Genomic DNA, 21,335 nt, shown 5'->3' with positions numbered 1-21,335 from the left:
CCTATCGGTTCGTCTCTGAAAGTGGCACGCTGGAGTCATGGTCTCTCAGAGCGTCGTCCCATTTCACAGTGTCGTCCCGCCCTACCTTCTCGATGCGATCGCCGAGCGCGGCACCGAGCGATTCCCGAAGGCCGCGGCCGCCGCGGCAAGCTGCCGGATGTCCGACGAGAGCTGTCGGAACCTGCGCTTGGCCGGACTGCGCTATACTCCTCCGGCCGATCTCGGCAGAGACGAATCCGCGCTCGCCGCACCCGCTCCTGCAGGACTGCAGCGCCTCGTCCACGATGCGTACAACACCGAGGTGCTGCCCGGCGAACTCGTCCGCTCCGAGGGCGAAGAACCCGTCGACGATGAGCCGGTCAACGAAGCCTATGACGGGCTCGGTGCTTCGTATTCGCTGTTCTCCGAGGTGTTCGGGCGCGATTCGCTCGATGGTGCGGGAATGCCGCTCATGGCCAGCGTCCACTATGGCAAGGACTACGACAACGCCTTCTTCGACGGCCGCCTCATGGTCTTCGGCGACGGCGACGACGAAGTGTTCACCGGGTTCACCGGTTCGCTGTCGATCATCGGCCATGAACTCTCCCACGGTGTCATCAGCCACACCGCCGACCTCGAATACTTCGGCCAGCCGGGAGCGCTCAACGAGCACTGCGCCGATGTCTTCGGCGCCCTGACCCAACAGCACGACGCAGGACAGAATGCCGAGGACGCCGACTGGCTCATCGGTGCCGGAATCTTCACCCCCGAGGTGACCGGTCGTGCCCTGCGCTCCATGATCGAACCCGGCACGGCTTATGACGACGACGTCCTCGGCAAGGACCCGCAGCCTGCGCATATGGACGACTTCGTCACCACCGATTCCGACAACGGCGGGGTCCACCTGAACTCCGGGATCCCGAACCGGGCCTTCGCGCTCGCCGCCATCGCCGTGGGCGGCCCGGCCTGGGAAAGCGTCGGACAGGTCTGGTACTCCGTCCTCACAGGGGCTGAGATCACGCAGCGCACCGATTTCGCGGAGTTCGCAGAACTCACCATCGCCGAGGCGGCCGACCAGTTCGGCGCCGGATCCGACGTTCACGATGCGATCGTGTCCGGGTGGGAAACCGTGGGCATCTCCCACGCAGGTTCGGCCCGCGGAAACCAGGGGAGCAGCTGGTGAACGAGCAGCCTGCCGATGGGTTCGGGCATCTGCTCGTGGAACGCTCGGGCGGGATCGGCGGGATGCTGCTCGTCTGGGAAGTCGACATCGACGCAAGCACCCGACGCGATGACCTCGGTCCGCGCATCGCCGAACTTCCCTGGTCCGACAACGGGCAGAAGGACGATTCGCCGCAGACGACGGGGGCCGACCGGTTCGCCTACCTCATCGAGAGCCGGTACGGGCGAGTCCGCTTCGGCGAGTCTCAGATGCCGCCGGAGTGGAAGCAGCTCGTCGATGATGTGCGGGAAGTCGCCGAACCGCAGAGGCGGCAACCCGGCTGACCCTTATGCTGGAGGTCATGACCGACACCAACCATGACCCGGGCAACGACGCTCGGACGACGGCCGAGAAGAACGAACGCGACCTCGAAGCCGGGGTCCACACCGACCTCAAGGAATCGATGACATACGGGTCGTATCTCGACCTCGACCGTCTCCTCGGCGCCCAGCATCCAGTCAGCAGTCCCGAACACCACGATGAGCTGCTCTTCATCATCCAGCACCAGACCACGGAGCTGTGGTTCCGGCTCGTCATCCACGAACTCCTCGACGCCCGGCGCCTCATCGCCGCCGATGAGCTGCAGACCGCGCTCAAGCGCATCGCCCGCGTCAAACACATCCAGAAGACCCTGACCGAGCAGTGGTCTGTCCTCGCGACGCTGACGCCGAGCGAATATGTCGGGTTCCGTGACCAGCTCGGTCGTGCCTCCGGCTTCCAGTCCTGGCAGTATCGGGCCGTGGAGTTCCTGCTCGGCAACAAGAATCGGGCCATGCTCCCGGTCTTCGACGGCGAGCCCGAGGCGCGTGCGGCCCTGGAGCAGTACCTCGAGGAACCGAGCATCTACGACGAATTCCTCGCCTGCCTGGCCCGGCGCGATCTTCCGGTGCCGCAGCGGCTCCTCGACCGAGACAAATCGGTCGCCCACACCTTCGACGAGGAACTGTGCGATGTCTTCCGCATCATCTACGAGAACCCGCAGAAGTACTGGCAGGAATACGAGAGCTGCGAAGAGCTCGTCGATCTCGAGGAGAACTTCCAGATCTGGCGCTACCGACACATGCGCACGGTGCTGCGGATCATCGGCATGAAACGCGGAACTGGCGGTTCGAGCGGAGTCGGATTCCTGCAGAAGGCGCTCGATCTCACGTTCTTCCCCGAGCTCTTCGACATCCGCACCGGAATCGAGAACGGCCCCGGAATCAGCCCCGAAGGGATCTGAGAAGCACCTTCAGCCGAGCAGCAGGTTCCTCATCTGTGCGAAGTATGGAGAATCGGGGTCGATGACATCGGCATGGTTCGCGCCCGGCAGCTCGGTCAGGGCGGCGGGGAAGACACGGGAGAATTCGACGTTGACGGTGGCATCGGCATCCCCGTGGATCGAATGCACGTCGACGCGTGCCGGGATGAGGGCCACCCGGGATCGCGGATCGTGGCGCAGGTAGGCTTCCAGATCGTGCTCGGGCCGTACGCCCATATAGTCGAGGACTGCTCCATCGCCGAGGTGGCCCTCAACCTCCCGCAGCAGATCGGTCACCGGTGCCAGAGGACGCAGACGGATCCGCGGACCCCCGTCGGGCAGGTGCGAAGCCCAGGCGAGGACGAGGCAGCCACCGGCCGAATGGCCCGAGACGATGAGATTGCCCTGTGTTCGTTCGCTCACGCCCCAGCGCGGCAGTTCGGCGCACACCGATTCGATGGCCGCGGTGACATCGTCGAGCAGGAGCGGCTGACCGCCGAGGCGTCGATACTCGATGGAAGCGACGAGCACTCCCGACTCGGCCAGCGCCCGAGCCAACGGTCGGGCATGGGACAGATCGGTGCGGGGGCGGAAGTAGCCTCCGTGGACGAAGATGACCGTCGCCGAGGCGGTCGCCGGGTCACCATAGACTTCGACGAACTGCTCGGGGGAGTCCCCGTAGGCGTGCCGGAAGGACGGAGCCACGTCGGTCCCGGCGGCGGCGAGTTCGGGAATGCGCACGGACTCGACGCTCATCCTTCGGTACCCCGAGGTGCGTTCACCTCACCGGTTCCACCTGTGTGAGTTTCGCCCGAGCCGGTCCGGTCGGCAGCGCCCGCTTCGCCGGCGGCGCCTGTCTCACCGTTCTCCCGGGCGCGGTCGACCTCACGCGAACGTTCGACGAGGTCGCGGACGCGGGTGAGCTCCGCCAGCTTCGGGTCCAGAGTGTCACCTGAGGACTGCCCGCGCAGCCGGCGACCGACCCACGGGGCCAGGTACTCACGGGCCCACCGCGACTCCTCGCTCATCACCTCGCGGATCGCCCGCGTCGGACGAGCGGGAACACCGAAGCCCTTGACCGGCAGGGAGCGGCCGCTCTCCAGGGTCGCCAGAGCCTGCTCGGCGACGAGATGGTGGCCCTTCGTCGACAGGTGGATGCGGTCGTCGGCCCACATCTCCGCGGCGTAGAGCGAACGCAGCCCCCACAGGTCGACCATATGGCAGCCGTGCCGCTGCGCGATCGACCACAGGTGGGCGTTGTAGATTCCCACGCGTGGACGCACCGCACGGATGAGCGGGGTGCTGAACTCGGTATCGAAGCCATTGCACATGAGCACCTCGATGCCGGCCTCACGCATCGCGATCACGGCGCGTTCGAACTTCGCGGCCAGGGCATCGATATCAGCCTTCGGGCGCAGGCAGTCATTGCCGCCGGCGCACAGGCTCACGAGGTCCGGCTTCATCTCGAGGACCTGCGGCACCTGGTCATCGACGATGCGGTCGAGCAGACGACCTCGGATGGCCAGATTGGCATAGGACAAGTCCGTGCTGCCCACCGACGACTCGGTGAGCATGAGCGCGAGCCGGTCGGTCCAGCCGCGGTACCGATCCTCGACCCGTGGGTCGGGATCCATCAGACCCTCACTGAACGAGTCTCCGATTGCGACGTATGAGGTGATCGGCTCAAGCATCAGGGATCCTTCTCTCTTCGTGCGATTCATCCAGACTATACGCCGGACCCGACGCGGGGACCCGTCCGCCCCAGAACTACCTGACGGCGGCCCAGCAACCTCGCGCCAGGTTGCTGGGCCGCCGTCAGGTAGCAATTGGGAGGGGAAGGGGGCGGGAACTCGCCTTGGCGGAGGCCGTGCGCAAACGCGGCGAACGGCCCCGAGGTCACCCAGCCGAAACATCGAGTGGCGTAGACTCGACACCGCAGCCCGACGTCGTCGCCGACCCCCTCGCTAGGAGCAGAATGTATCGGTCAGTCCCGGTCCCAGCAGCCACAGATTTCGTCATCACGAACGCGCGGATCGTGCCCGTGGCCGATGCGTCCGGGAACCGCGCCGAGGCGATCGAATCCGGCACGCTGACGGTCAGGGACGGCCGCATCACCGAGGTGGCCCCCGGCTCCGTCGACACCTCCTCCCTCCCAGCGGACACCGAGGTCATCGATGCCGGTGGACGCTGGGTCCTGCCCGGTTTCATCGAAGCCCACGGCCACCTCGGTGTCCATGAGGACGGTGAAGGCTGGTCCGGAGACGATACGAACGAGATGACCGATCCCAACGGGGCGGGCCTGCGCGCGCTCGACAGCATCGACCCCACCGATCTCGGATTCAAGGATGCCCTGCGTGGGGGTGTCACCTCGGCGCTCATCAAACCCGGTTCCGGCAATCCCATCGGCGGTCGCACCGCTTTCCTCAAGACCTGGGGTCGGATCGTCGACGAGATGCTCGTGACGCAGGATCTGTCCGTGAAGTCCGCACTCGGCGAGAACCCGAAACGCGTATACGGAGAGAAGAAGGTCACCCCATCGACGAGGATGGGCACCGTCAAGATCATCCGCGACGCCTTCGTCGAAGCGCGGAACTACCAGGCCAAACGTGCGCAAGCCGAAGCCGACGGCACCCCGTTCGACCGCGACCTGGTCAAGGAGACTCTGGCCGACGTCCTCGACGGCAAGCTCGCATGGGACCAGCACTGCCACCGCGCCGACGATATCGCCACCGCCATCCGCCTGTCCGAGGAATTCGGCTACCGCCTCGTCATCAACCACGGGACCGAAGGCCACAAGATCGCCGACTTCATCGCGGCCAAGGGCATCGACGTCATCCTCGGCCCCCTGATGACCTCCCGGTCGAAGGTCGAACTGCGCGACCGCACCCTGGCCACCGCGGCCTCCCTCGCCGAGGCGGGAGTGCGCATCGCGCTGACCACCGACCATCCGGTCATCCCGATCAACTTCCTCATCCACGAAGCCTCCCTGGCCGTGAAGGAAGGACTCGACCCGACCGTCGCGATCGAAGCGCTGACGATCAACCCGGCCGCGATCTTCGGCCTCGACGACCGCCTCGGTTCCCTGGCGGTGGGCCGCGACGCCGATATCGTCATCTGGTCCGGCGATCCGCTCGATCTGAACTCCCGCGCCGAGACCGTCTTCGTCTCCGGCCGTCGCGTCTTCGACTACGACGCCGCCTCAGGAACCGCGCACATCGCCGACCCACTCGGCCCGACACTCATCAGCGAGCCGTGAGCGACAGAGAACTCGAAGACGCCACCACCACCGAGGTTCGGGTCGAGGATCCGACCGAGCCGGGCCCTGTCCGGGGTTCGTCCCCGGCCCCGGCCTCCGGCAATCCGGAGGCCGGATCCCAGGCTCTGCGCGAACTGCTCGAACGCACCCGCCTGCAGCGACTTGCCGAACTGAGGGACTCCTCACCGGAACCTCAGCCCGAAGATCTCGCCAAGGCCGCCGCGGCGAAGGCGGCGAAGGCCGAACGCGGCGGCGGGCGGTCGAAATCCCGCACCGACCACCTCGGTGCGTCTCAGCGCATCGCCCAGAAGGTCGCCCGGCGCACCGTCGGCAAACTCGTCTCCGGTACGACGGAGAACACGCAGCCGGTCCCGATCGTCACCGCGCTCAAGGGCACCCCGTACCAGGCGCCCGTCCAAGCGAACGAACCGAGCGAAGACGAAGCCCGGATGATCCTCGACCTCGCCGCCGATATCGCGGCGATGATGATGCGCGCCGGTGCCGGCACCAGCGATGTCGAGGTCTCCGTCATCGCCGCGTGCACCGCGTGCGGTCTGGCCACCGTCGAGGTCGATCTGACCTCGAACACTCTTGTCGTGCACTATTCGACCTCGGACGGACGTCTGCTGACGGTGATGCGGGTCAACCGCGGTGAGTCCACGCATTTCGCGAAGCTCGCCTCGGTGCACAAGCTCGTCACCGACCTCGTCGACGGGCGTCTCGAATTCCATGAGGCACGCAGTCGTCTCGACGCGATACGCACGCAGCGGCGACCGTTCCCCGAATGGTTCACCACCGGAGCCTGGGGCTTCATGGTCGGTGCCCTCGTCCTGCTGCTCGGAGGCGGCCCGATCGCGATTCCCCTGGGCATCACGATGGCGATCGTCGTGTTCCAGTTCGGCAAGCTGCTCGGCCGCACCCACCTGCCGTCGTTCTTCATCACGGCGATTCAGGCAGCCTCGGCGACGCTCATCGCCACCATCGCCGGCGACGTCGGCATCATCGCCTCACCGCAGTACCTCGTGGCTGCCGGAATCGTTCTGCTGCTGCCGACGCAGTCGCTGTATTCGGCGGTTCAGGATGCGCTGACGAACTTCCCGCTGACCGCCGCCGGGCGGGTGGTCGGGGTGTTCATGACTCTGGCCGGCATCGTCTCCGGCATCGCCCTGGGAATCGTGTGCGGTCAGGCCATCGGACTCAGTCATATCGAAGTGCTCGTGCCGAAGACGAGCCCGCATGTGGTCACGGCGATCCTGTCGATGGTCGCGGCGGCCGTGGTGGCTATGTCCGGTGCCGTGGCGATGTCGGCCAGGCGCCGGTTCATCTTGCCGGCGGCGCTCGTCGGCCTTGCTTCGCACATCACGATGATGTCGCTGACGCTGTTGGACGTCGACAACGTGCTTGCCAGTCTGCTGGCGGCCACCGTCACCGGTTTCCTGTCGCGGCCGCTGGCGCTGCGGCTGGGAGCTCCGGCGATCGTGCTGATGATTCCCGGCATCTACACCCTTCTGCAGGGGCTGTCGATCTTCACCGCTGTCTATCAGATCGCGTCGGAATCGGAGAACGTCTCCTTCGCTGTGGGTCTCTCCTCGCTGTTCACCGCGATCCTGGCGAACGCGGCGCTCGCTGTCGGCGCTGTGCTCGGCAGCTATCTGGCGCTTCCGTTGAAGAACCTCAAGAGTCAGAGCTCGGCTGAGGAGAAGGTCGAAGAGGTGCGCAGCGGCGAGACATCGACCTCTGTCATCGACTCAGTGCAGCCCGGCGGTGCGAAGACCCAGTCGAGCGGGTCTGCAGGTTCGAGGATCCAGTCGGGCGAGGCCGGGGGAGAGAAGGCTCAGCCGAGTGGGGCCGGAGAAGCGGACGCCTCGGACGAGACCGAAACCGGTCCGATTCAGATCTGATCCGGACTCAGAACGGACCCGGGCTCACCCTTGATCCGGGCTCAGGCGCGATCTGGCAGGGCCTGAGCCGAGTTCAGACCTGATCCGGCAGGGCCCAGTCGATCGGGTCGATGCCCTTCTGCGCGAGCAATTCATTCGTGCGCGAGAACGGTCGGGAACCGAAGAATCCCCGCCGTGCCGACAGAGGTGAGGGATGCGCGGATTCGATGATGGCCACCTCGGCGGTTCCTGATGTCAGCAGGGGAGCGAGGTTCCGGGCGTCGCGGCCCCAGAGGATCGCAACAAGCGGCTGATCGCGTTCGATCAGCGCGGTGATCGCCCGTTCCGTGATCTCCTCCCAGCCTTTGCCGCGGTGGGAGGCGGGTTCGCCGGGGGAGACGGTGAGGGCGCGGTTGAGCAGCATGACTCCCTGGCGTGACCAGGCGCGCAGGTCCCCGTTCGCGGCCGGCGGAATCCCGAGGTCGGACTCGAGTTCCTTGTAGATGTTGCCCAGCGACCGCGGCAGGGGACGGACATCGGGGTCGACGGCGAATGACAGGCCGATGGCGTGGCCGGGCGTCGGATAGGGGTCCTGGCCGACGATGAGGACCTTGACCTCGGACAGCGGTTCGGCGAAGGCGCGGAAGACGAAGTCCCCGGAGGGCAGGTAGGCGCGACCGGCGGCGATCTCGTCGCGGAGGAAGTCGCCCATCGAGTGGATGCGCTCTTCCACTCCGGTCAGGGCGTTCGCCCAATCGGGGGACATGATCTCTGTCAGCGGGGGCGTCGACGTCATGGGCACGAGTGTAGCGATGCTCGGCGGACGAGGTCGCGCTGGGACAGTGGCGTCAGCTGCCACGGAATGGACGTCAGCTGCCAAAGAATGGACGGAGCAGGAACGGCGGTGCTGTCGCCGGCGGCGGGGATGCGGGGGCGGGAAGACGCCACGGACGTCATTGTTGGGTCGATCCACGGTGGTTTCCTCACCGATATCACCGTGGATCGACCCAACAATCCTCCATTCACCGCGCAGACGCGGGAGGGGCGAGCTTTGCGAACCCCGGCACCGCCTCGGCGACGGAGGACGATGACGTCGACACCGCCTCGGCGAGGGTGGGAATCGACCTGCGCGCATGTGCACGGAGCGCAGATCGGGTGTGCGCGATCGCCTACCGAACCGGTGTATTGCCGTTCAGCGCCACGCGTTATGCTCGGCCTAAGGAGTTCATCGTTGAACGAAAGGACCGAAATGTCGGAATTCCCAGAGGCCAAGAACTGGAAGATGCTCATCGGCGGAGAATGGGTCGATGCCGCTGACGGCGACACCACCGATGTCATCACCCCGATCGACCGCAACGTCGTCATCGCCAAGGTGCCCAACGGCAAAGAGGCCGACGCCGACCGCGCCGTCCAGGCCGCACGAAAGGCTTTCCCCGAGTGGGCGGCCCTGCCGTTCAAGGAACGCCAGAAGAAGCTTCTGGCCTGCGCCGATGCGCTCGAAGCCGCCTCGGAGGAGCTCGCCCAGCTGACTGCTCTCGACACCGGAAACGCGATCCGCACCCAGGCTCGCCCGGAGACGATCACCCTGGCCGACCTGTTCCGCTACATGGGCGGCGTCGCCGGTGAGGTCAAGGGCAACACCCTGCCCGCCGGAGACAAGCAGCTCCAGTACACCAAGCGTGTGCCGCTGGGTGTCGTCGCCGGCATTCTGCCGTGGAACTCGCCGCTGATGATCGCCGCCTTCAAGACCCCCGCCGCGATCGCCGCCGGCAACACGATCGTCCTCAAATGCGCCGAGGATGCACCGCTGACCATCCTCAAGATGGCCGAGATCATCGCCGACATCCTGCCCGCCGGTGTGCTCAACGTCGTCACCGGCAAGGGCTCGGTCATCGGTGAGGCCCTCAACGTCCACCCCGACGTCGACAAGGTCTCGTTCACCGGATCGACGAGCGTCGGCCGTCACGTCGCCGAGGTGGCCGGCGGTCGTCTCGCGCATTCGTCGATGGAGCTCGGCGGCAAGTCCCCGAACATCATCTTCCCGGACTCGAACGACGACGACACCCTCGAGCAGGTGCTGCTGTCGACCCGCTTCGCCCGCCAGGGCCAGTCGTGCACCATGGGGTCGCGTCTGTTCCTCCACGAAGACATCTACGACGATTTCCTGTCCAAGCTCGTCGACGCGGTGTCGAAGATGAAGGTCGGCGACCCCCGCGATGAGTCCACCGACATCGGCTGCATCATCAACGAGAAGCAGTACGACCAGGTCGCCAGCTATATCGAGATGGGCAAGTCGATGGACGGCGTCGAGATCGCCTACGACGGCTCCGATTCGCTGGAAGTCGGCGAACCCGGCTTCTACCACGCTCCCGTGATCTTCTCGAAGGCGAAGAACGACTGGCAGACCAGCCGTGAAGAGATCTTCGGCCCCGTCCTCTCGGTCATCCCGTGGAAGGACATCGACGAGGTCATCGACATGGCCAACGACTCCGACTTCGGACTCGCGGCCTTCGTCTTCACCAAGGACGTCGACGCGGCCCTGACCATGGCCAACCGGATCGAATCCGGCTGGGTTCAGGTCAACCAGGGCGGCGGCCAGCTGGCCGGCCAGTCTTACGGCGGCATGAAGACCTCCGGATTCGGGCGAGAGGCATCGCTGGAAGGCATGCTCGAAGGATTCACCCAGATCAAGCAGGTCAATATCCGCATCCGCTGATCCTTTTCCCCGCCGAGGCGGCCCTGCTCTTGCGGTCGAATGTGGGGCCGATCCGATCCTCGTGATCGGGTCACCCGGTTCGCCGAGGCGGCCCCGCCTCGGCGAAGGTCGTTCTCTTCACCCCGTCGTCATGGCCACCGATCCGGTGCCGTGCGGCGGGGTGGTGCGGTTAGTTGGGGACTGACTTGGGCCGTTCGGGGACCGACCTCACATCCGCGGCGGCGCGCCGGAAATTTCAGTACCGCCGATCGGGCGATAATATAGAAGCACAGACACCTCTCGAAGGAGCACAACCTCTATGCCGCCGAACGACGACACCTCAGAACTGAGCGAGCTCGAGGTGGCCGTTTTGGAGTTCGAGCGGCGGTGGTGGAAATACGGAGGCGCCAAGGACCACGCGATCCGTGAGCGCTTCGATATGTCAGCCACCAGCTACTTCCAGATACTGAACTCGCTTCTCGACAACCCTGCAGCTCTGGCCAGCGACCCCATGCTGGTCAAGCGCCTTCGCCGAATCCGCAGCACGCGGCAGAGCGAACGCGCCCAAGCCCGCGTCTCGAGGTAGACATGACCGACGAATTCGACGAGATCGAGCCCGGCCGGCGCAGCGGTGCCCATCGACAGGAGTCCGCGGCGTCGTCGAACATCGGTGCCATCTCGCTGGTCATCATCCTCGCCCTGGTCGCCGTCCTGCTGGTCGTGGCCGCCATCAACATCATCTTCTCCTCGATGGGCAATCCCGAGTCGAAGATCGCCGACCCTCCGGCCTCCGAATCGGCGTCGGCCGAACCCTCGCCGAGTGAGAGCGAGGTCAGCGTCGCAGACGACTCGATCACCGTCGACGTGCTCAACGGCTCCGGCGTCTCCGGTGCTGCGAAGAAGTTCTCCGAGGCGGTCGAGGAGAAGGGCTGGAAACTCGGGCAGGTCGGCAACTATTCGACGAACCTCACTGATTCGACCGTGTACTACAACGGCGAAGAGAACGCGTCCCAGGCCAAGCTCGTCGCCAAGTCGCTGGGAGTCTCTGCCACGGAGGCCTCGTCCGACTTCGAAGCCGACGTCACCGTCGTCATCTGTTCGGACATCGCCGATCGCGGACCCGAGTCCAGCGAAGGCGGGGACTCGGAGTGATCCTATGCGGTTCGGCGGCGCGGCAGCGCAGCTGAGTCGGCGGGATCGGTTCGGGCTCGGCCGCTTCGGTCGTAAGGGCATGAGTCGGCGGGACTCCTCGGTTGCGGTCGGGTCGTGACCGTGCGGGCCGCCTCGGCGAATTTCTGACCGAACGGTCTGATTTCATTCGCCGCGATCCCTGCTGTGAACTGGGCAGAAACCCTTAGATAACGAATCTATAACAGTGCTGAACCACTCTAGGCGGGATGCGTGCCTGCGGTAGAGTTGCAACAGCTAGGCAAGCACAGCACCTTGTGTTCTATTCGTGCTTCACCGAGATTATTCTCTAGAGGTCAATGAGAGAAGTCGCGGGGTCAGTTGAGTTTTACTAGCTTCCGTATCTCGGGTGGGGTCATCTGATCGCGGCTGCGATGCGGGATTTCAATGGCACTGCACTGTATGGAGAAGTAATGGCACAAGGTACCGTCAAGTGGTTCAACGCTGAAAAGGGCTATGGATTCATCACCCTTGAAGGCGACAACCAGGACGTGTTCGTTCACTGGAGCGCAATCCAGATGGACGGCTACCGCTCTCTCGAAGAGGGCCAGCAGGTTCAGTTCGAAGTTGGAGAAGGACAAAAGGGTCCTCAGGCGGAGTCCGTCACCCTCCTCTGAGACTGGCTGCTGTCAGCACAGTTTTCTGATCCGCTGCGGCGGGGAGTCGGAACGGCCTTCGGGCCGACCGGCGCCAACCGCACGGGGGAAGCGCCGAGCAGGCAACTGCTCGGCGCTTTTCAGTGCCCGCGGGGCGCGGGGGCCGCGTCGGGTGCACCCGCGCGCCTGGACTTCGATTCAGCCCAGTGTGAGTTGAGCAGCCCATGTTGAAAACAGGGCTACTCGCCCTAAACTGGGCTGTTCGAAATCGTGGGCAATCGGGCCTGCGCCAAGCGTTTCGCGCTGGGCCGAACTGCCCGCTGCGCCTCCATCGCGCGCCGACAACTCGCGGATCTGAACTGCCCTCGCCCATCTTGGCGGGCGACAAACATTTGCACTCGCATGGGGAGAGTGCTAAATCTAGTACTGGTGAAAACCGATGGGTTCCCACCAGTCGTCTCGAGAGCGTGGTCCATATGTGGAATGGAACATGCGGACACACTCTCTGCCGTCGCGGGCGTTGATGACTGCTCTGGATTCCCACTCCACTCCATCAGGGAGGATCTAAGCCACTATGGCAAAGATGATTGCATTCGACGAAGAAGCTCGTCGAGGACTCGAAGCTGGCCTCAACCAGCTTGCGGACGCGGTCAAGGTGACCCTTGGACCCCGCGGTCGCAATGTCGTGCTCGAAAAGCAGTGGGGCGCACCGACCATCACCAACGATGGCGTCTCCATTGCCAAGGAGATCGAACTCGAGGACCCCTACGAGAAGATCGGCGCCGAACTCGTCAAGGAAGTCGCCAAGAAAACTGACGACGTCGCAGGCGACGGAACCACCACCGCAACCGTGCTCGCACAGGCCCTCGTCCGCGAAGGCCTGCGCAACGTGGCAGCCGGTGCTGATCCGCTCAGCCTCAAGCGAGGCATCGAGAAGGCCGTTGAAGCCGTCACGAACGTCCTGCTGAACAACGCCATCGACATCGAGACCAAGGAACAGATCGCCGCTACCGCTGGCATCTCCGCCGGAGATCCCGCAATCGGTGAACTGATCGCCGAGGCCATCGACAAGGTCGGCAAGGAAGGCGTCGTCACCGTCGAGGAGTCCAACACCTTCGGACTCGAGCTCGAACTGACCGAGGGTATGCGCTTCGACAAGGGCTACATCTCCGGTTACTTCGTCACCGACACCGATCGCCAGGAAGCTGTCCTTGAGGATCCCTACATCCTCATCGTCAACTCCAAGATCTCGAACGTGAAGGACCTGCTGCCCGTCCTCGAGAAGGTCCAGCAGTCCAACAAGCCGCTGTTCATCATCGCCGAAGACGTCGAGGGCGAAGCCCTGGCCGTCCTGGTGCTGAACAAGCTCAAGGGCACCTTCAAGTCCGTGGCCGTCAAGGCTCCGGGCTTCGGTGACCGTCGCAAGGCTCAGCTCGCCGACATCGCCATCCTCACCGGTGGCCAGGTCGTGTCCGAGGAAGTCGGGCTCAAGCTCGACAGCGTGACCACCGATCTCCTGGGCACCGCCCGCAAGGTCGTCATCACCAAGGACGAGACCACCATCGTCGAGGGCGCCGGAGACGCCGAGGAGATCGCCGGACGGGTCGCTCAGATCCGCGCCGAGATCGAGAACTCGGACTCCGACTACGACCGTGAGAAGCTGCAGGAACGTCTGGCCAAGCTGGCCGGCGGTGTTGCAGTCATCAAGGCCGGAGCCGCCACCGAGGTTGAGCTCAAGGAAACCAAGCACCGCATCGAAGATGCCGTGCGCAACGCCAAGGCTGCTGTGGAAGAGGGAATCGTCGCCGGTGGCGGCGTCTCGCTCATCCAGGCTGGCAAGGCCGCATTCGCCGACCTCGCACTCGAGGGAGACGAGGCCACCGGTGCCAACATCGTCAAGGTTGCCATCGAAGCCCCGCTGAAGCAGATCGCCACGAACGCCGGCCTCGAAGCCGGTGTGGTTGCCGACAAGGTCGCCAACCTCGAAGCCGGATTCGGTCTCAACGCCGCCACCGGTGAGTACGAGGACCTGCTGGCCGCCGGCATCAACGACCCGGTCAAGGTGACCCGCTCTGCCCTGCAGAACGCCGCCTCGATCGCCGGTCTGTTCCTCACCACCGAGTCGGTCGTCGCCGACAAGCCCGAAAAGGCCGCCGCAGGTGCAGACGCAGCTGCCGGTATGGACGGAATGGGTGGAATGGGCGGCATGGGCTTCTGATAGCCACCGCTTGTTCGATCGGCCGTGCCGGTGCCCGCAAAGGTGCCGGCACGGCCGATTTCGTGCTCGGACTCTCGGGTCCCGGCCCGACGGTCAGATCGTTCACGCGGAAGTGTCCGCTCGTCGTGCGTCGGCGACCATCATCGCCGAGGCGGCCCGCCGACCCGTTGTGACACCGCTCGGGCCCGCATAGGCTGGGTCCATGACCTTCACCGGAACCGACGCCTGCGGAAACAGTCCGAAGAACGTCTTCGTTGCAACGTTCGAGGAGAATCTCTTCAACGGCGACAGAGAAGCACTCAACGAGGTGATCGCCGACGATTGCGTGCTCCAGGTCGTTCACCCTTCCGACGTCGAGACCCACACGGGCCGGGAAGCCGTCGTCGAAGCGCTGTTGAAGTTGTCCGGCCATTCTCACGAGGTCGGCCACCTCGAAGCAGCGATCACCCACGGCAAAGCCGCGGCCGCGTGGGGATACTGGCAGGCCGAGGCCGACGGCGACGACCTGCGGCACTTCTCGCACACGATGTGGTTCACCACGCACAAAGCACAGGAGTTCGGACAGATCCGGATCTTCCAAGTCTGAAACGGTTCCGGACGTGCCCGGCCTGAGACGGTCCCGGAGGTTCCCGGTCTGAGTAGGAAACGGAGTTTCAGGGCCTGAAGAGGCCCAGACCCTGCCAGACCCGGAACGTAACCTCAGTCCCAGGGATTGTCGCGGTTATGGCGGCGATGCGATTGGCGCCGGTCCCGCTCTTCCCGTCGTGAGATCTGTCCGGGAGAGTACGGCGGATGAGACGGATGCGGCGGCTGCAGGCCCGTACCGAAGTCCGCTTCATAATCCCGCTCGGGAGGCTCACCCTCCTCGAGCTGTCGTTTGGCCTCAGCATCACCGAGCTGGGCCCGGGCTCTGCGGGTGAGCTCCTTCTTCCGGTTGCGGATGATCTCATCCTTGCGCGCGATGTGTCCCAGTCCGCCGAGCAGCGTGGGAATGATGACGAAGATCGGCCAGAAGAAGATGAACCCTCCAGATGCGATCGACGAGATCGCCCAGATCGCCAGCACGATCCCGACCGGCCCTGCAACAGCACCGAGCAGTGCACGACGCACCCGATCTCGGTAGTACTTATGCGCCGCGGCATCGATCTGCTCCGGCGTGATCGGCACCCGCTCTGCCTCGAGGCGAGCCAGTGCCTGCGCACGGCCCGCATCATCGAGCTTGCCAGGCTCGACCTCGGCCGGATCGGCGAGGACGAGGTCCTCGATCAGCGCTGGGACTTCACCGAGCGTCTTGATCTTCGCAGCCGCCTCGGTGCGTTCATCGAACTCCTCAACGTCGAGCTGACCGAGAGCATAACCCTCCGAGAGGACATCACTGACGACCGCGCGATCGGCATCAGAGGCCCGGACCTGCCCATACGAGCGGGGATCTGCGCTGAACCGCGACCAGAGGGGACTGGCATTCATGGTGAATACTCTAACCCCGCGATCAGCGGTGAGACTGAGGATCAGCCGGGAATCGGGCTGGACTAAACTCGACCGAGTGGAACCCGTCGTCGTGCTCATCCTCTTCGCCATGTTCCTCGGCGCATTGTCCCAGCGCGTCACCGGGATGGGATTCGGCCTGGTCAGCGGTCCCTTCCTCGTCCTCCTCCTCGATCCGTTCAGCGGCGTCATCCTCGTCAACATCTGCGGAATCCTCGCCTCATTCTCCGTCTTCGTCCGCACCTCCGCCGAGGTGGAATGGCCGCCTTTCCGACATCTTGCCTTGGGCGCGGTGATCGGCACCGTCCCCGGCGCACTCCTGTCGTCATCGATGCCCACCCCACCGCTGCAGATCCTCATCGGCGCGCTCATCATCGTCTCCCTCATCAGCTCGCTGACCTTGGGGAAACTGGGGCGGACGATCCCCGCGAACATCGGCACACGCCTGACGGCCGGTCTCTTCTCCGGGGCGATGTCTGCCGCGGCAGGAGCCGGGGGACCGGCGGTGAGCGCCTACGCTGTGCTGACGAACTGGGAACAACGGTCGTTCGCAGCCACCCTGCAGCCTTTCCTCGTCGTCGGGACCGCCTCGGCGGTGGTGATGAAGGTGATCATCGACGGAGGGACCTGGCCTCACCTGGAGCTCGGAGTCTGGATCGGACTCGGAGTCGTCCTTGTGGCGGGCCTCGCCGGAGGCGATTGGCTCTCCCGGCATATCGACGTGGGCGCAGCGCGGATCGGGATGCTCGTCCTCGCTTTCGGAGGCGGGATCGCGGCCTTGGTCAAAGGTCTCGTGGCCCTCGTCTGAGGCGGTGGGGGACTGGCCGTCTGAGGCGGTGGCGCACTGGGCGAGCGACGGTGTTCGATGACCCGCGCGCAACGGCGTCGCGAGACCTGCATGCACCGGTCTTCGACCGTCTGGGTCTGAGCCGTCATCGACGGCCGGGGACTGAGCAGATGTGGGGCACAGGCTCAGACGTCTTCCAGTTTCATCGGGCATACTGTTCGAGGACAAAGCTAGCCTGGGAGGCATGGATCGTGACTGAAGTATTTCTGTTGCTGCTCGTAGTTCTCGGGGCCGTTTTCTTCATCGGTCACCGCAAGGAGAAGAAGCGGCAGCAGGAATTGCACGCCGCTGAACTTCAGCAGGTGAAGAAGACCGCTGAAGAGGACGTCACCGCATTCGGTGAGGAAGTCGCCGAACTCGACGTCATCACCGCTGGCGTTGACCTCGACACGGGCGGAGCGCAGGACTACAAGCAGGCGCTCGACTCGTACGACATCGCAAAGGAGACACTCGCGAAGGTCTCCGAACCCACTGACATCCGCCACGTCACCGAGGCGCTCGAAGACGGTCGCTATGCCGCAAAATGCGTTCGCGCCCGGGTCGATGGCAAACCCCTGCCGGTGCGTCGTCCGCCCTGCTTCTTCAACCCGCAGCACGGCCCCTCGGTCGAAGACATCGATTGGGCTCCGGCCGGCGGCCAGCTGCGCCCCGTACCCGTGTGCGCCGCCGACGCCGAACGCGTCGCCGTCGGCGCCGATCCGCTGGTGCGCAAGGTCGTCACCGGTGACGGACACACCCGTCGCGCTTACTGGGAGGCCGGGCCGGCCTACGCCGAATACAACCGCGGCTACTTCAACTCCTACGCCGGCTCCGGCCTGCTGCCCGGCGTCCTCATGGGTGCCATGATGTTCGGCGGAATGGGCGGCGGCTGGGACGGCGCCTACGGCGGCGACATGGGCGACGCCGGTGGCGATATGGGCGGAGACATGGGCGGCGGTGACGGTGGCGGCTTCTTCGGAGGTGACGGCGGTGACGGCGGCGGCCTGTTCGACGGATTCGGAGACATCTTCTGATGGACACGATCGAGATCCGCGGCGAGTCGATCAGACTCGGTCAGCTGCTCAAGCTCCACGGAATCGCCGAACACGGTGCCATGGCCAAGGACATGATCGCCGACGGTGAGGTCAGCGTCAACGGCGAGGTCGAGACCCGCCGCGGTGCTACGATCCGTCCCGGCGATCGTATCGAAGCTCTCGGCGAAGTCATCGAGGTGGCAGCTGAGGAAGGCTGACAGTTTCGGATATGAGTGGAGGGCGTCCCTGCAGGGACGCCCTCCACCTGTCTGTTCGGACTGAATTGCTCTCTGTTCCGGCTGAACTGTTCTCTGTTCGGTCTGAACTGCCTACTGCAGTTCAGGAGCTCCCGGGGTGTCGTTGATGCCCGGGGCGTCCCACAGCGCCGACCAGTTCGACGTGTCCTCTTCGAACGGCAGCTCGTTCGAGAGGATGCCCTTGACCTGGATCTCCAGGGGATTGTCCCGCTGCTTCGGTCCCAACTGCACGAACGGATAGAAAGTCCCGCGCTTGTACTGGTAGACCAACGCCATCCGACGCCCATCGGGATGGACGAAGTACACGGTTGTGCACAGCAGCATCGTGTCGAAGCCCTGATTGACCAGCGCGGAGTTCACGGCGTGGATGTTCGTGACGAGGTTGACCACCTCGGCGTTCTCGTCGGCCACGACCTGCCACGTGAACCCGAACCCGTCGTTCTCCTGCCTCACCGAGGCGGCCGGGTCGGAGCCGATGAGGGCGACGCTTTCGGACTCGGCGGATTGGAACGCGGCTCCCTCGACCTGACGGAAGGCGACGGCCCCGACACCGGTGGGGGTGAAGCCGGTCGCAGCCTGCAGAGTCAGTGCCGCCGGCGGCAGGGCGAAGAGGTCGTCGAGGTTGGCCCGTTTCGGTTTGGACCGGCCGAGCAGTGCGTCGAAGAATCCCATGGAGCTCCTATTCCGGTGATGCGCAGTTCGAAGGGTGCGGTTGGTGCTTACTCGGGGCGGGAGAGCTGGGCGGAGATCTGGGCCAGCTGCTCCAGTCGCTTCTCGAGTGAGGGGTGAGTGGAGAAGAGCTGACCGAAGGCGGCCTTTCCGCTGATGGCGGGGATGAGAGCGAGGTGGTTCGCCGAGGCGGACGACCGCAGATCCTTCTCCGGGATCTTGGCCATATCTCCGCTGAGCTTCGTCAGCGCCGACGCCAGGGTCGACGGTGCACCGGTGAGGATGGCTGCTGCGCGATCGGCGGCCAACTCGCGATACCTGGAGAGGGCGCGGATGAGGACGAACGAGAGCCCGTAGACGACGGCTCCGACGAGGATGAAGAGCAGCTGGATCGGAATGCCGTTGTTATTGTTGTTCGACCGTCCGAAGCTCATGTAGTAACCGGCGCGCATCATCAGTGCGGCGACGACACCGGTGACGCCGGCAACGGTCATCACCGTGACATCGCGGTGAGCGACGTGTGAGAGCTCATGGGCGAGCACGACCTCGACCTCATCACGGTCGAGCTTCTCGAGCAGACCACGGGTCACGCACACCACCGAGCGCTCAGGGGAGCGGCCGGTGGCGAAGGCATTGGGAATCGGAGAGTTCGAGACGGCCACGCGGGGTTTCGTCGAATCGGCCAGCTGGCAGAGTCGGTCGACGATCGTATGCAGCTCCGGAGCCTCCTCGGGGGAGACCTCTCGTCCGCCCATGGCACGCATGGCGATCTTGTCGGAGAAGTACCACTGGAAGAAGAACGCGCCGGCGCTGATGAGGACGGCGATGATGACTCCGGGAATGTTCTGTCCGAAGATCCACCAGATCGCGAGGATGAGGACGACATAGATGAGGCCGTTGAGGAAGATCGTCCATCCCATCCGCATGGTCAGTCCGTTGTCTTTGACGAAGCGATTCTTCATCGGGGTTCCTCTCTGGCAGTGGCAGAACCGGCCCACTGTCGAAGACAATGGGCCGGGTGCATTTCGGTGCTCTGTGGTTTCAGGCCGGGTCCGGGATGAAACCCTCGCCGGTGAGCAGTTCGGCGATCTCGGCCAAGGTGGCGTCGACGAAGGGGATGACGACATCGGAGGATCCGAGGTAGTCATCGGCGACGGGCTGCCCGTTGGCCGTGACGTAGTCATGGAGGGCGCTCAGCGCGGTGCGGGCGGCTTCCTCGTTGCCGGCGTTGACGGCATCTTCGACCTGGTTGTCGTACTTCTGGAGCAGGTCCTGGTCGACGTTCTTGACGTCGAACTGTCCTTCGCCCATGATGCGGATGATCATTGCTGATCCTCACCCTCGAGCGACTTCTGGTCCTGCTTCTCGGACCCGGCAGGCAGGGAGTCACGCATCCGCTGGAGTTCCATCTCGACGTCGTTCTCGCTGGAGAGGGAGTCGAGCTGGGCGGTGATGTCGTCCTTCTGGGTTCCCGTGACGTCGTCGAGGGCACCCGAAGCGAGGAGCTCATCGACGGCACCGGCCCGCGCCTGCAGCGACGCGGTCTTGTCTTCGGCGCGCTGGACGGCGAGTCCGACGTCACCGAGCTCTTCCGAGATGCCCGAGAACGCCTCGCCGATCTTGGTCTGTGCGTCGGCAGCGTTGTACGTGGCCTTCAGCGTCTCCTTCTTCGTGCGGAACGCGTCGACCTTGGCCTGGAGACGCTGCGAGGCGAGAGTGAGCTTCTGCTCCTCGCCCTGCAGTCCTTCGTGCTGGGTCTGCAGGTCGGTGATCTGCTGGGTCAGCCCCGACTTGCGGGTCAGTGCCTCGCGAGCGAGGTCTTCGCGACCGATCTGCATGGCTTTCTCGGCCTGACCGGAGAGCTTGTTCTGCTGCTGTTCGAGCTGGTTGATCTGCAGCTCGAGGCGCTTGCGGCTGGTGGCGACATCGGCAACACCACGACGGACCTTCTGCAGCAGCTCCAGCTGCTTCTGGTACGAATAGTCAAGGGTTTCGTTGGGGTTTTCGGCCTTGTCCAGAGCTTTGTTGGCCTTGGCACCGAAGATCGTCGCGATCCGTTGGAAGATACTCATCCGTAGTCGACTCCTGCATTGGTTTGACCCGACGCTGCCAACCCGATCCACTCCGGTCCGGAGATTCTTGGCCAACACCGCCGCGAACTATCGCTCTCAAGTCTACTGAGAAAGGCTGATAGTTTGCCAGACGCCGACTACGAGAACGAACAGATCCCGGCCGCAGAAACTCGGGGATGAGCGGCAGAGGTCCCGGCGCTCGAATCCGATCGGCTCAGGGGGCGAAGAGACGCGAGTTCGCCACCTCGACTTCGGAGTACTGCCGGGCCGCAGTGTGGAGCGCTCCGTGGACGGAGTTGAGCGATTCCATGAGCTGCTTCTGCGCACGCTCCCACTGGTTGACCACGGCTTGGAAGTTCTGGGCCGCACTGCCGCGCCAGCATTCCTGGAGGGCGAGCAGATTGCGCATCATCGTGTCGGATTCGGACACGAGATTGCGGGAGGTGTTCGCGGCGGCTGTGGCAGCGGATTGGACGCGTTCGGCGTCGACTTCGAAACTCATCATCACTCCTCTTGGTCAGAGACGTTCCGCCGCGGTCGGGCGAGACGACATCAGTGTCGGCTGACGCGACAGAGGAGGGGAAGAGCACGAAAGGAGGGTGTGGACAGCGTTCGGCTGTCCACACCCTCCAGGTGGCTGAGTCACGATCGGATCCCCAAGCGCGGACGCTCGAGTGGTGAACGTTCGGGCGGCTGACCGCTGAGCCAGCGGACCGCC

At 64.7% G+C, this 21,335-nt stretch carries 23 protein-coding genes; 14 read left to right on the top strand and 9 right to left on the bottom strand.

Annotated elements, in window-relative coordinates; translation table 11 throughout:
- Nucleotides 1-37: 37 nt before the first annotated feature.
- From ACOZ9V_RS15605 to ACOZ9V_RS15595, 3 genes are read left to right on the top strand one after another with little or no spacing between them, the layout of a single operon-like run.
- On the top strand, nt 38-1,162 hold the full coding sequence (locus ACOZ9V_RS15605; RefSeq protein ID WP_434591525.1) for a M4 family metallopeptidase: 1,125 nt from the start codon (nt 38-40) through the stop codon (nt 1,160-1,162).
- A complete protein-coding gene (locus ACOZ9V_RS15600; RefSeq protein ID WP_139468145.1) occupies nt 1,159-1,485 on the top strand; it encodes a protealysin inhibitor emfourin in 327 nt (108 codons plus the stop codon). Before ACOZ9V_RS15605 ends, ACOZ9V_RS15600 begins: the two co-directional genes overlap by 4 nt.
- A gap of 17 nt (nt 1,486-1,502) precedes the next feature.
- The gene (locus ACOZ9V_RS15595; RefSeq protein ID WP_139468146.1) at nt 1,503-2,423 is read left to right on the top strand and encodes a tryptophan 2,3-dioxygenase; all 921 of its coding nucleotides are present in this window, start codon (nt 1,503-1,505) and stop codon (nt 2,421-2,423) included.
- A gap of 9 nt (nt 2,424-2,432) precedes the next feature.
- On the opposite strand, the gene ACOZ9V_RS15590 is transcribed toward ACOZ9V_RS15595, so the two are convergent.
- On the bottom strand, nt 2,433-3,197 hold the full coding sequence (locus tag ACOZ9V_RS15590) for an alpha/beta hydrolase (protein ID WP_139468147.1): 765 nt from the start codon (nt 3,195-3,197) through the stop codon (nt 2,433-2,435).
- A complete protein-coding gene (locus ACOZ9V_RS15585; RefSeq protein ID WP_139468148.1) occupies nt 3,194-4,132 on the bottom strand; it encodes an SGNH/GDSL hydrolase family protein in 939 nt (312 codons plus the stop codon). Before ACOZ9V_RS15585 ends, ACOZ9V_RS15590 begins: the two co-directional genes overlap by 4 nt.
- Before the next feature lie 284 nt (nt 4,133-4,416).
- On the opposite strand from ACOZ9V_RS15585, the gene ACOZ9V_RS15580 reads away from it, so the two are divergent.
- Both ACOZ9V_RS15580 and ACOZ9V_RS15575 read left to right on the top strand, forming a co-directional pair.
- Nucleotides 4,417-5,697 (top strand): amidohydrolase, encoded by a 1,281-nt coding sequence (locus ACOZ9V_RS15580; RefSeq protein ID WP_434591519.1) that lies wholly within the window; start codon nt 4,417-4,419, stop codon nt 5,695-5,697.
- A complete protein-coding gene (locus ACOZ9V_RS15575; RefSeq protein WP_434591516.1) occupies nt 5,694-7,598 on the top strand; it encodes a threonine/serine ThrE exporter family protein in 1,905 nt (634 codons plus the stop codon). The genes ACOZ9V_RS15580 and ACOZ9V_RS15575 overlap by 4 nt, the downstream gene beginning before the upstream one ends.
- A 73-nt stretch (nt 7,599-7,671) precedes the next feature.
- Here ACOZ9V_RS15575 and ACOZ9V_RS15570 read toward each other — a convergent pair whose 3' ends face one another.
- Nucleotides 7,672-8,373: a uracil-DNA glycosylase gene (locus ACOZ9V_RS15570; protein ID WP_434591514.1), complete on the bottom strand. Its 702-nt coding sequence runs from the start codon at nt 8,371-8,373 to the stop codon at nt 7,672-7,674.
- Nucleotides 8,374-8,826: 453 nt separating this feature from the next.
- Here ACOZ9V_RS15570 and ACOZ9V_RS15565 point away from each other — a divergent pair, with 453 nt between their 5' ends.
- The 6 genes from ACOZ9V_RS15565 (at nt 8,827) to ACOZ9V_RS15540 (ending at nt 14,860) form a co-directional block, all read left to right on the top strand.
- Nucleotides 8,827-10,293: an aldehyde dehydrogenase family protein gene (locus tag ACOZ9V_RS15565; protein WP_139468152.1), complete on the top strand. Its 1,467-nt coding sequence runs from the start codon at nt 8,827-8,829 to the stop codon at nt 10,291-10,293.
- A 298-nt stretch (nt 10,294-10,591) separates the two neighbouring features.
- A complete protein-coding gene (locus ACOZ9V_RS15560) occupies nt 10,592-10,858 on the top strand; it encodes a DUF3263 domain-containing protein (protein WP_025780444.1) in 267 nt (88 codons plus the stop codon).
- 2 nt (nt 10,859-10,860) lie between these two features.
- Entirely contained in the window at nt 10,861-11,424 is a 564-nt protein-coding gene (locus ACOZ9V_RS15555) for a LytR C-terminal domain-containing protein (RefSeq protein ID WP_181270737.1), read from the top strand.
- 449 nt (nt 11,425-11,873) lie between these two features.
- A complete protein-coding gene (locus ACOZ9V_RS15550) occupies nt 11,874-12,077 on the top strand; it encodes a cold-shock protein (RefSeq protein WP_025780447.1) in 204 nt (67 codons plus the stop codon).
- Nucleotides 12,078-12,630: 553 nt separating this feature from the next.
- Entirely contained in the window at nt 12,631-14,274 is a 1,644-nt protein-coding gene (gene groL / locus ACOZ9V_RS15545) for a chaperonin GroEL (protein WP_039208485.1), read from the top strand.
- Between the two features lie 202 nt (nt 14,275-14,476).
- Nucleotides 14,477-14,860 (top strand): DUF4440 domain-containing protein, encoded by a 384-nt coding sequence (locus ACOZ9V_RS15540; protein WP_181270736.1) that lies wholly within the window; start codon nt 14,477-14,479, stop codon nt 14,858-14,860.
- Nucleotides 14,861-14,973: 113 nt separating this feature from the next.
- Here the strand turns inward: ACOZ9V_RS15540 and ACOZ9V_RS15535 are convergent, their stop codons facing one another.
- Entirely contained in the window at nt 14,974-15,741 is a 768-nt protein-coding gene (locus tag ACOZ9V_RS15535) for a DUF1707 SHOCT-like domain-containing protein (protein WP_434591507.1), read from the bottom strand.
- A 76-nt stretch (nt 15,742-15,817) separates the two neighbouring features.
- On the opposite strand from ACOZ9V_RS15535, the gene ACOZ9V_RS15530 reads away from it, so the two are divergent.
- The 3 genes from ACOZ9V_RS15530 (at nt 15,818) to ACOZ9V_RS15520 (ending at nt 17,837) form a co-directional block, all read left to right on the top strand.
- On the top strand, nt 15,818-16,567 hold the full coding sequence (locus ACOZ9V_RS15530) for a sulfite exporter TauE/SafE family protein (protein WP_434591504.1): 750 nt from the start codon (nt 15,818-15,820) through the stop codon (nt 16,565-16,567).
- A gap of 230 nt (nt 16,568-16,797) precedes the next feature.
- Nucleotides 16,798-17,619, top strand: a complete 822-nt coding sequence (locus ACOZ9V_RS15525) for a hypothetical protein (protein WP_434591501.1) — start codon at nt 16,798-16,800, stop codon at nt 17,617-17,619.
- Nucleotides 17,619-17,837, top strand: a complete 219-nt coding sequence (locus tag ACOZ9V_RS15520) for an RNA-binding S4 domain-containing protein (protein WP_025780455.1) — start codon at nt 17,619-17,621, stop codon at nt 17,835-17,837. The genes ACOZ9V_RS15525 and ACOZ9V_RS15520 overlap by 1 nt, the downstream gene beginning before the upstream one ends.
- Before the next feature lie 111 nt (nt 17,838-17,948).
- Here the strand turns inward: ACOZ9V_RS15520 and pspAB are convergent, their stop codons facing one another.
- The 5 genes from pspAB to ACOZ9V_RS15495 all read right to left on the bottom strand — a co-directional run bounded on the left by pspAB (nt 17,949) and on the right by ACOZ9V_RS15495 (nt 21,119).
- On the bottom strand, nt 17,949-18,548 hold the full coding sequence (gene pspAB / locus ACOZ9V_RS15515) for a PspA-associated protein PspAB (RefSeq protein ID WP_139468158.1): 600 nt from the start codon (nt 18,546-18,548) through the stop codon (nt 17,949-17,951).
- A gap of 47 nt (nt 18,549-18,595) precedes the next feature.
- Nucleotides 18,596-19,507: a zinc metalloprotease HtpX gene (htpX, locus tag ACOZ9V_RS15510; RefSeq protein WP_101543644.1), complete on the bottom strand. Its 912-nt coding sequence runs from the start codon at nt 19,505-19,507 to the stop codon at nt 18,596-18,598.
- A 79-nt stretch (nt 19,508-19,586) separates the two neighbouring features.
- Entirely contained in the window at nt 19,587-19,871 is a 285-nt protein-coding gene (gene pspAA, locus ACOZ9V_RS15505) for a PspA-associated protein PspAA (RefSeq protein WP_139468159.1), read from the bottom strand.
- A complete protein-coding gene (locus tag ACOZ9V_RS15500) occupies nt 19,868-20,617 on the bottom strand; it encodes a PspA/IM30 family protein (protein ID WP_101543641.1) in 750 nt (249 codons plus the stop codon). The genes pspAA and ACOZ9V_RS15500 overlap by 4 nt, the downstream gene beginning before the upstream one ends.
- A gap of 214 nt (nt 20,618-20,831) precedes the next feature.
- Nucleotides 20,832-21,119, bottom strand: coding sequence for a WXG100 family type VII secretion target (locus ACOZ9V_RS15495; RefSeq protein ID WP_181270732.1), 288 nt, complete (start codon nt 21,117-21,119; stop codon nt 20,832-20,834).
- Nucleotides 21,120-21,335 lie beyond the last annotated feature (216 nt).

Source organism: Brevibacterium sp. 1718, from assembly GCF_051131255.1.
GTDB lineage: Bacteria > Actinomycetota > Actinomycetes > Actinomycetales > Brevibacteriaceae > Brevibacterium > Brevibacterium sediminis.
Note: the sequence above shows the minus strand (reverse complement) of the source record. Positions and strands in the feature narration are given on the sequence as shown.

Coding starts and splice junctions, on each gene's coding strand:
- ACOZ9V_RS15605 (WP_434591525.1), top strand. CDS start 38: ATGGTCTCTCAGAGCGTCGTCCCATTTCACAGTGTCGTCCCGCCCTAC.
- ACOZ9V_RS15595 (WP_139468146.1), top strand. CDS start 1,503: ATGACCGACACCAACCATGACCCGGGCAACGACGCTCGGACGACGGCC.
- ACOZ9V_RS15590 (WP_139468147.1), bottom strand. CDS start 3,197: ATGAGCGTCGAGTCCGTGCGCATTCCCGAACTCGCCGCCGCCGGGACC.
- ACOZ9V_RS15585 (WP_139468148.1), bottom strand. CDS start 4,132: ATGCTTGAGCCGATCACCTCATACGTCGCAATCGGAGACTCGTTCAGT.
- ACOZ9V_RS15580 (WP_434591519.1), top strand. CDS start 4,417: ATGTATCGGTCAGTCCCGGTCCCAGCAGCCACAGATTTCGTCATCACG.
- ACOZ9V_RS15570 (WP_434591514.1), bottom strand. CDS start 8,373: ATGACGTCGACGCCCCCGCTGACAGAGATCATGTCCCCCGATTGGGCG.
- ACOZ9V_RS15565 (WP_139468152.1), top strand. CDS start 8,827: ATGTCGGAATTCCCAGAGGCCAAGAACTGGAAGATGCTCATCGGCGGA.
- ACOZ9V_RS15560 (WP_025780444.1), top strand. CDS start 10,592: ATGCCGCCGAACGACGACACCTCAGAACTGAGCGAGCTCGAGGTGGCC.
- ACOZ9V_RS15555 (WP_181270737.1), top strand. CDS start 10,861: ATGACCGACGAATTCGACGAGATCGAGCCCGGCCGGCGCAGCGGTGCC.
- ACOZ9V_RS15550 (WP_025780447.1), top strand. CDS start 11,874: ATGGCACAAGGTACCGTCAAGTGGTTCAACGCTGAAAAGGGCTATGGA.
- groL (WP_039208485.1), top strand. CDS start 12,631: ATGGCAAAGATGATTGCATTCGACGAAGAAGCTCGTCGAGGACTCGAA.
- ACOZ9V_RS15540 (WP_181270736.1), top strand. CDS start 14,477: ATGACCTTCACCGGAACCGACGCCTGCGGAAACAGTCCGAAGAACGTC.
- ACOZ9V_RS15535 (WP_434591507.1), bottom strand. CDS start 15,741: ATGAATGCCAGTCCCCTCTGGTCGCGGTTCAGCGCAGATCCCCGCTCG.
- ACOZ9V_RS15520 (WP_025780455.1), top strand. CDS start 17,619: ATGGACACGATCGAGATCCGCGGCGAGTCGATCAGACTCGGTCAGCTG.
- pspAB (WP_139468158.1), bottom strand. CDS start 18,548: ATGGGATTCTTCGACGCACTGCTCGGCCGGTCCAAACCGAAACGGGCC.
- htpX (WP_101543644.1), bottom strand. CDS start 19,507: ATGAAGAATCGCTTCGTCAAAGACAACGGACTGACCATGCGGATGGGA.
- pspAA (WP_139468159.1), bottom strand. CDS start 19,871: ATGATCATCCGCATCATGGGCGAAGGACAGTTCGACGTCAAGAACGTC.
- ACOZ9V_RS15500 (WP_101543641.1), bottom strand. CDS start 20,617: ATGAGTATCTTCCAACGGATCGCGACGATCTTCGGTGCCAAGGCCAAC.
- ACOZ9V_RS15495 (WP_181270732.1), bottom strand. CDS start 21,119: ATGAGTTTCGAAGTCGACGCCGAACGCGTCCAATCCGCTGCCACAGCC.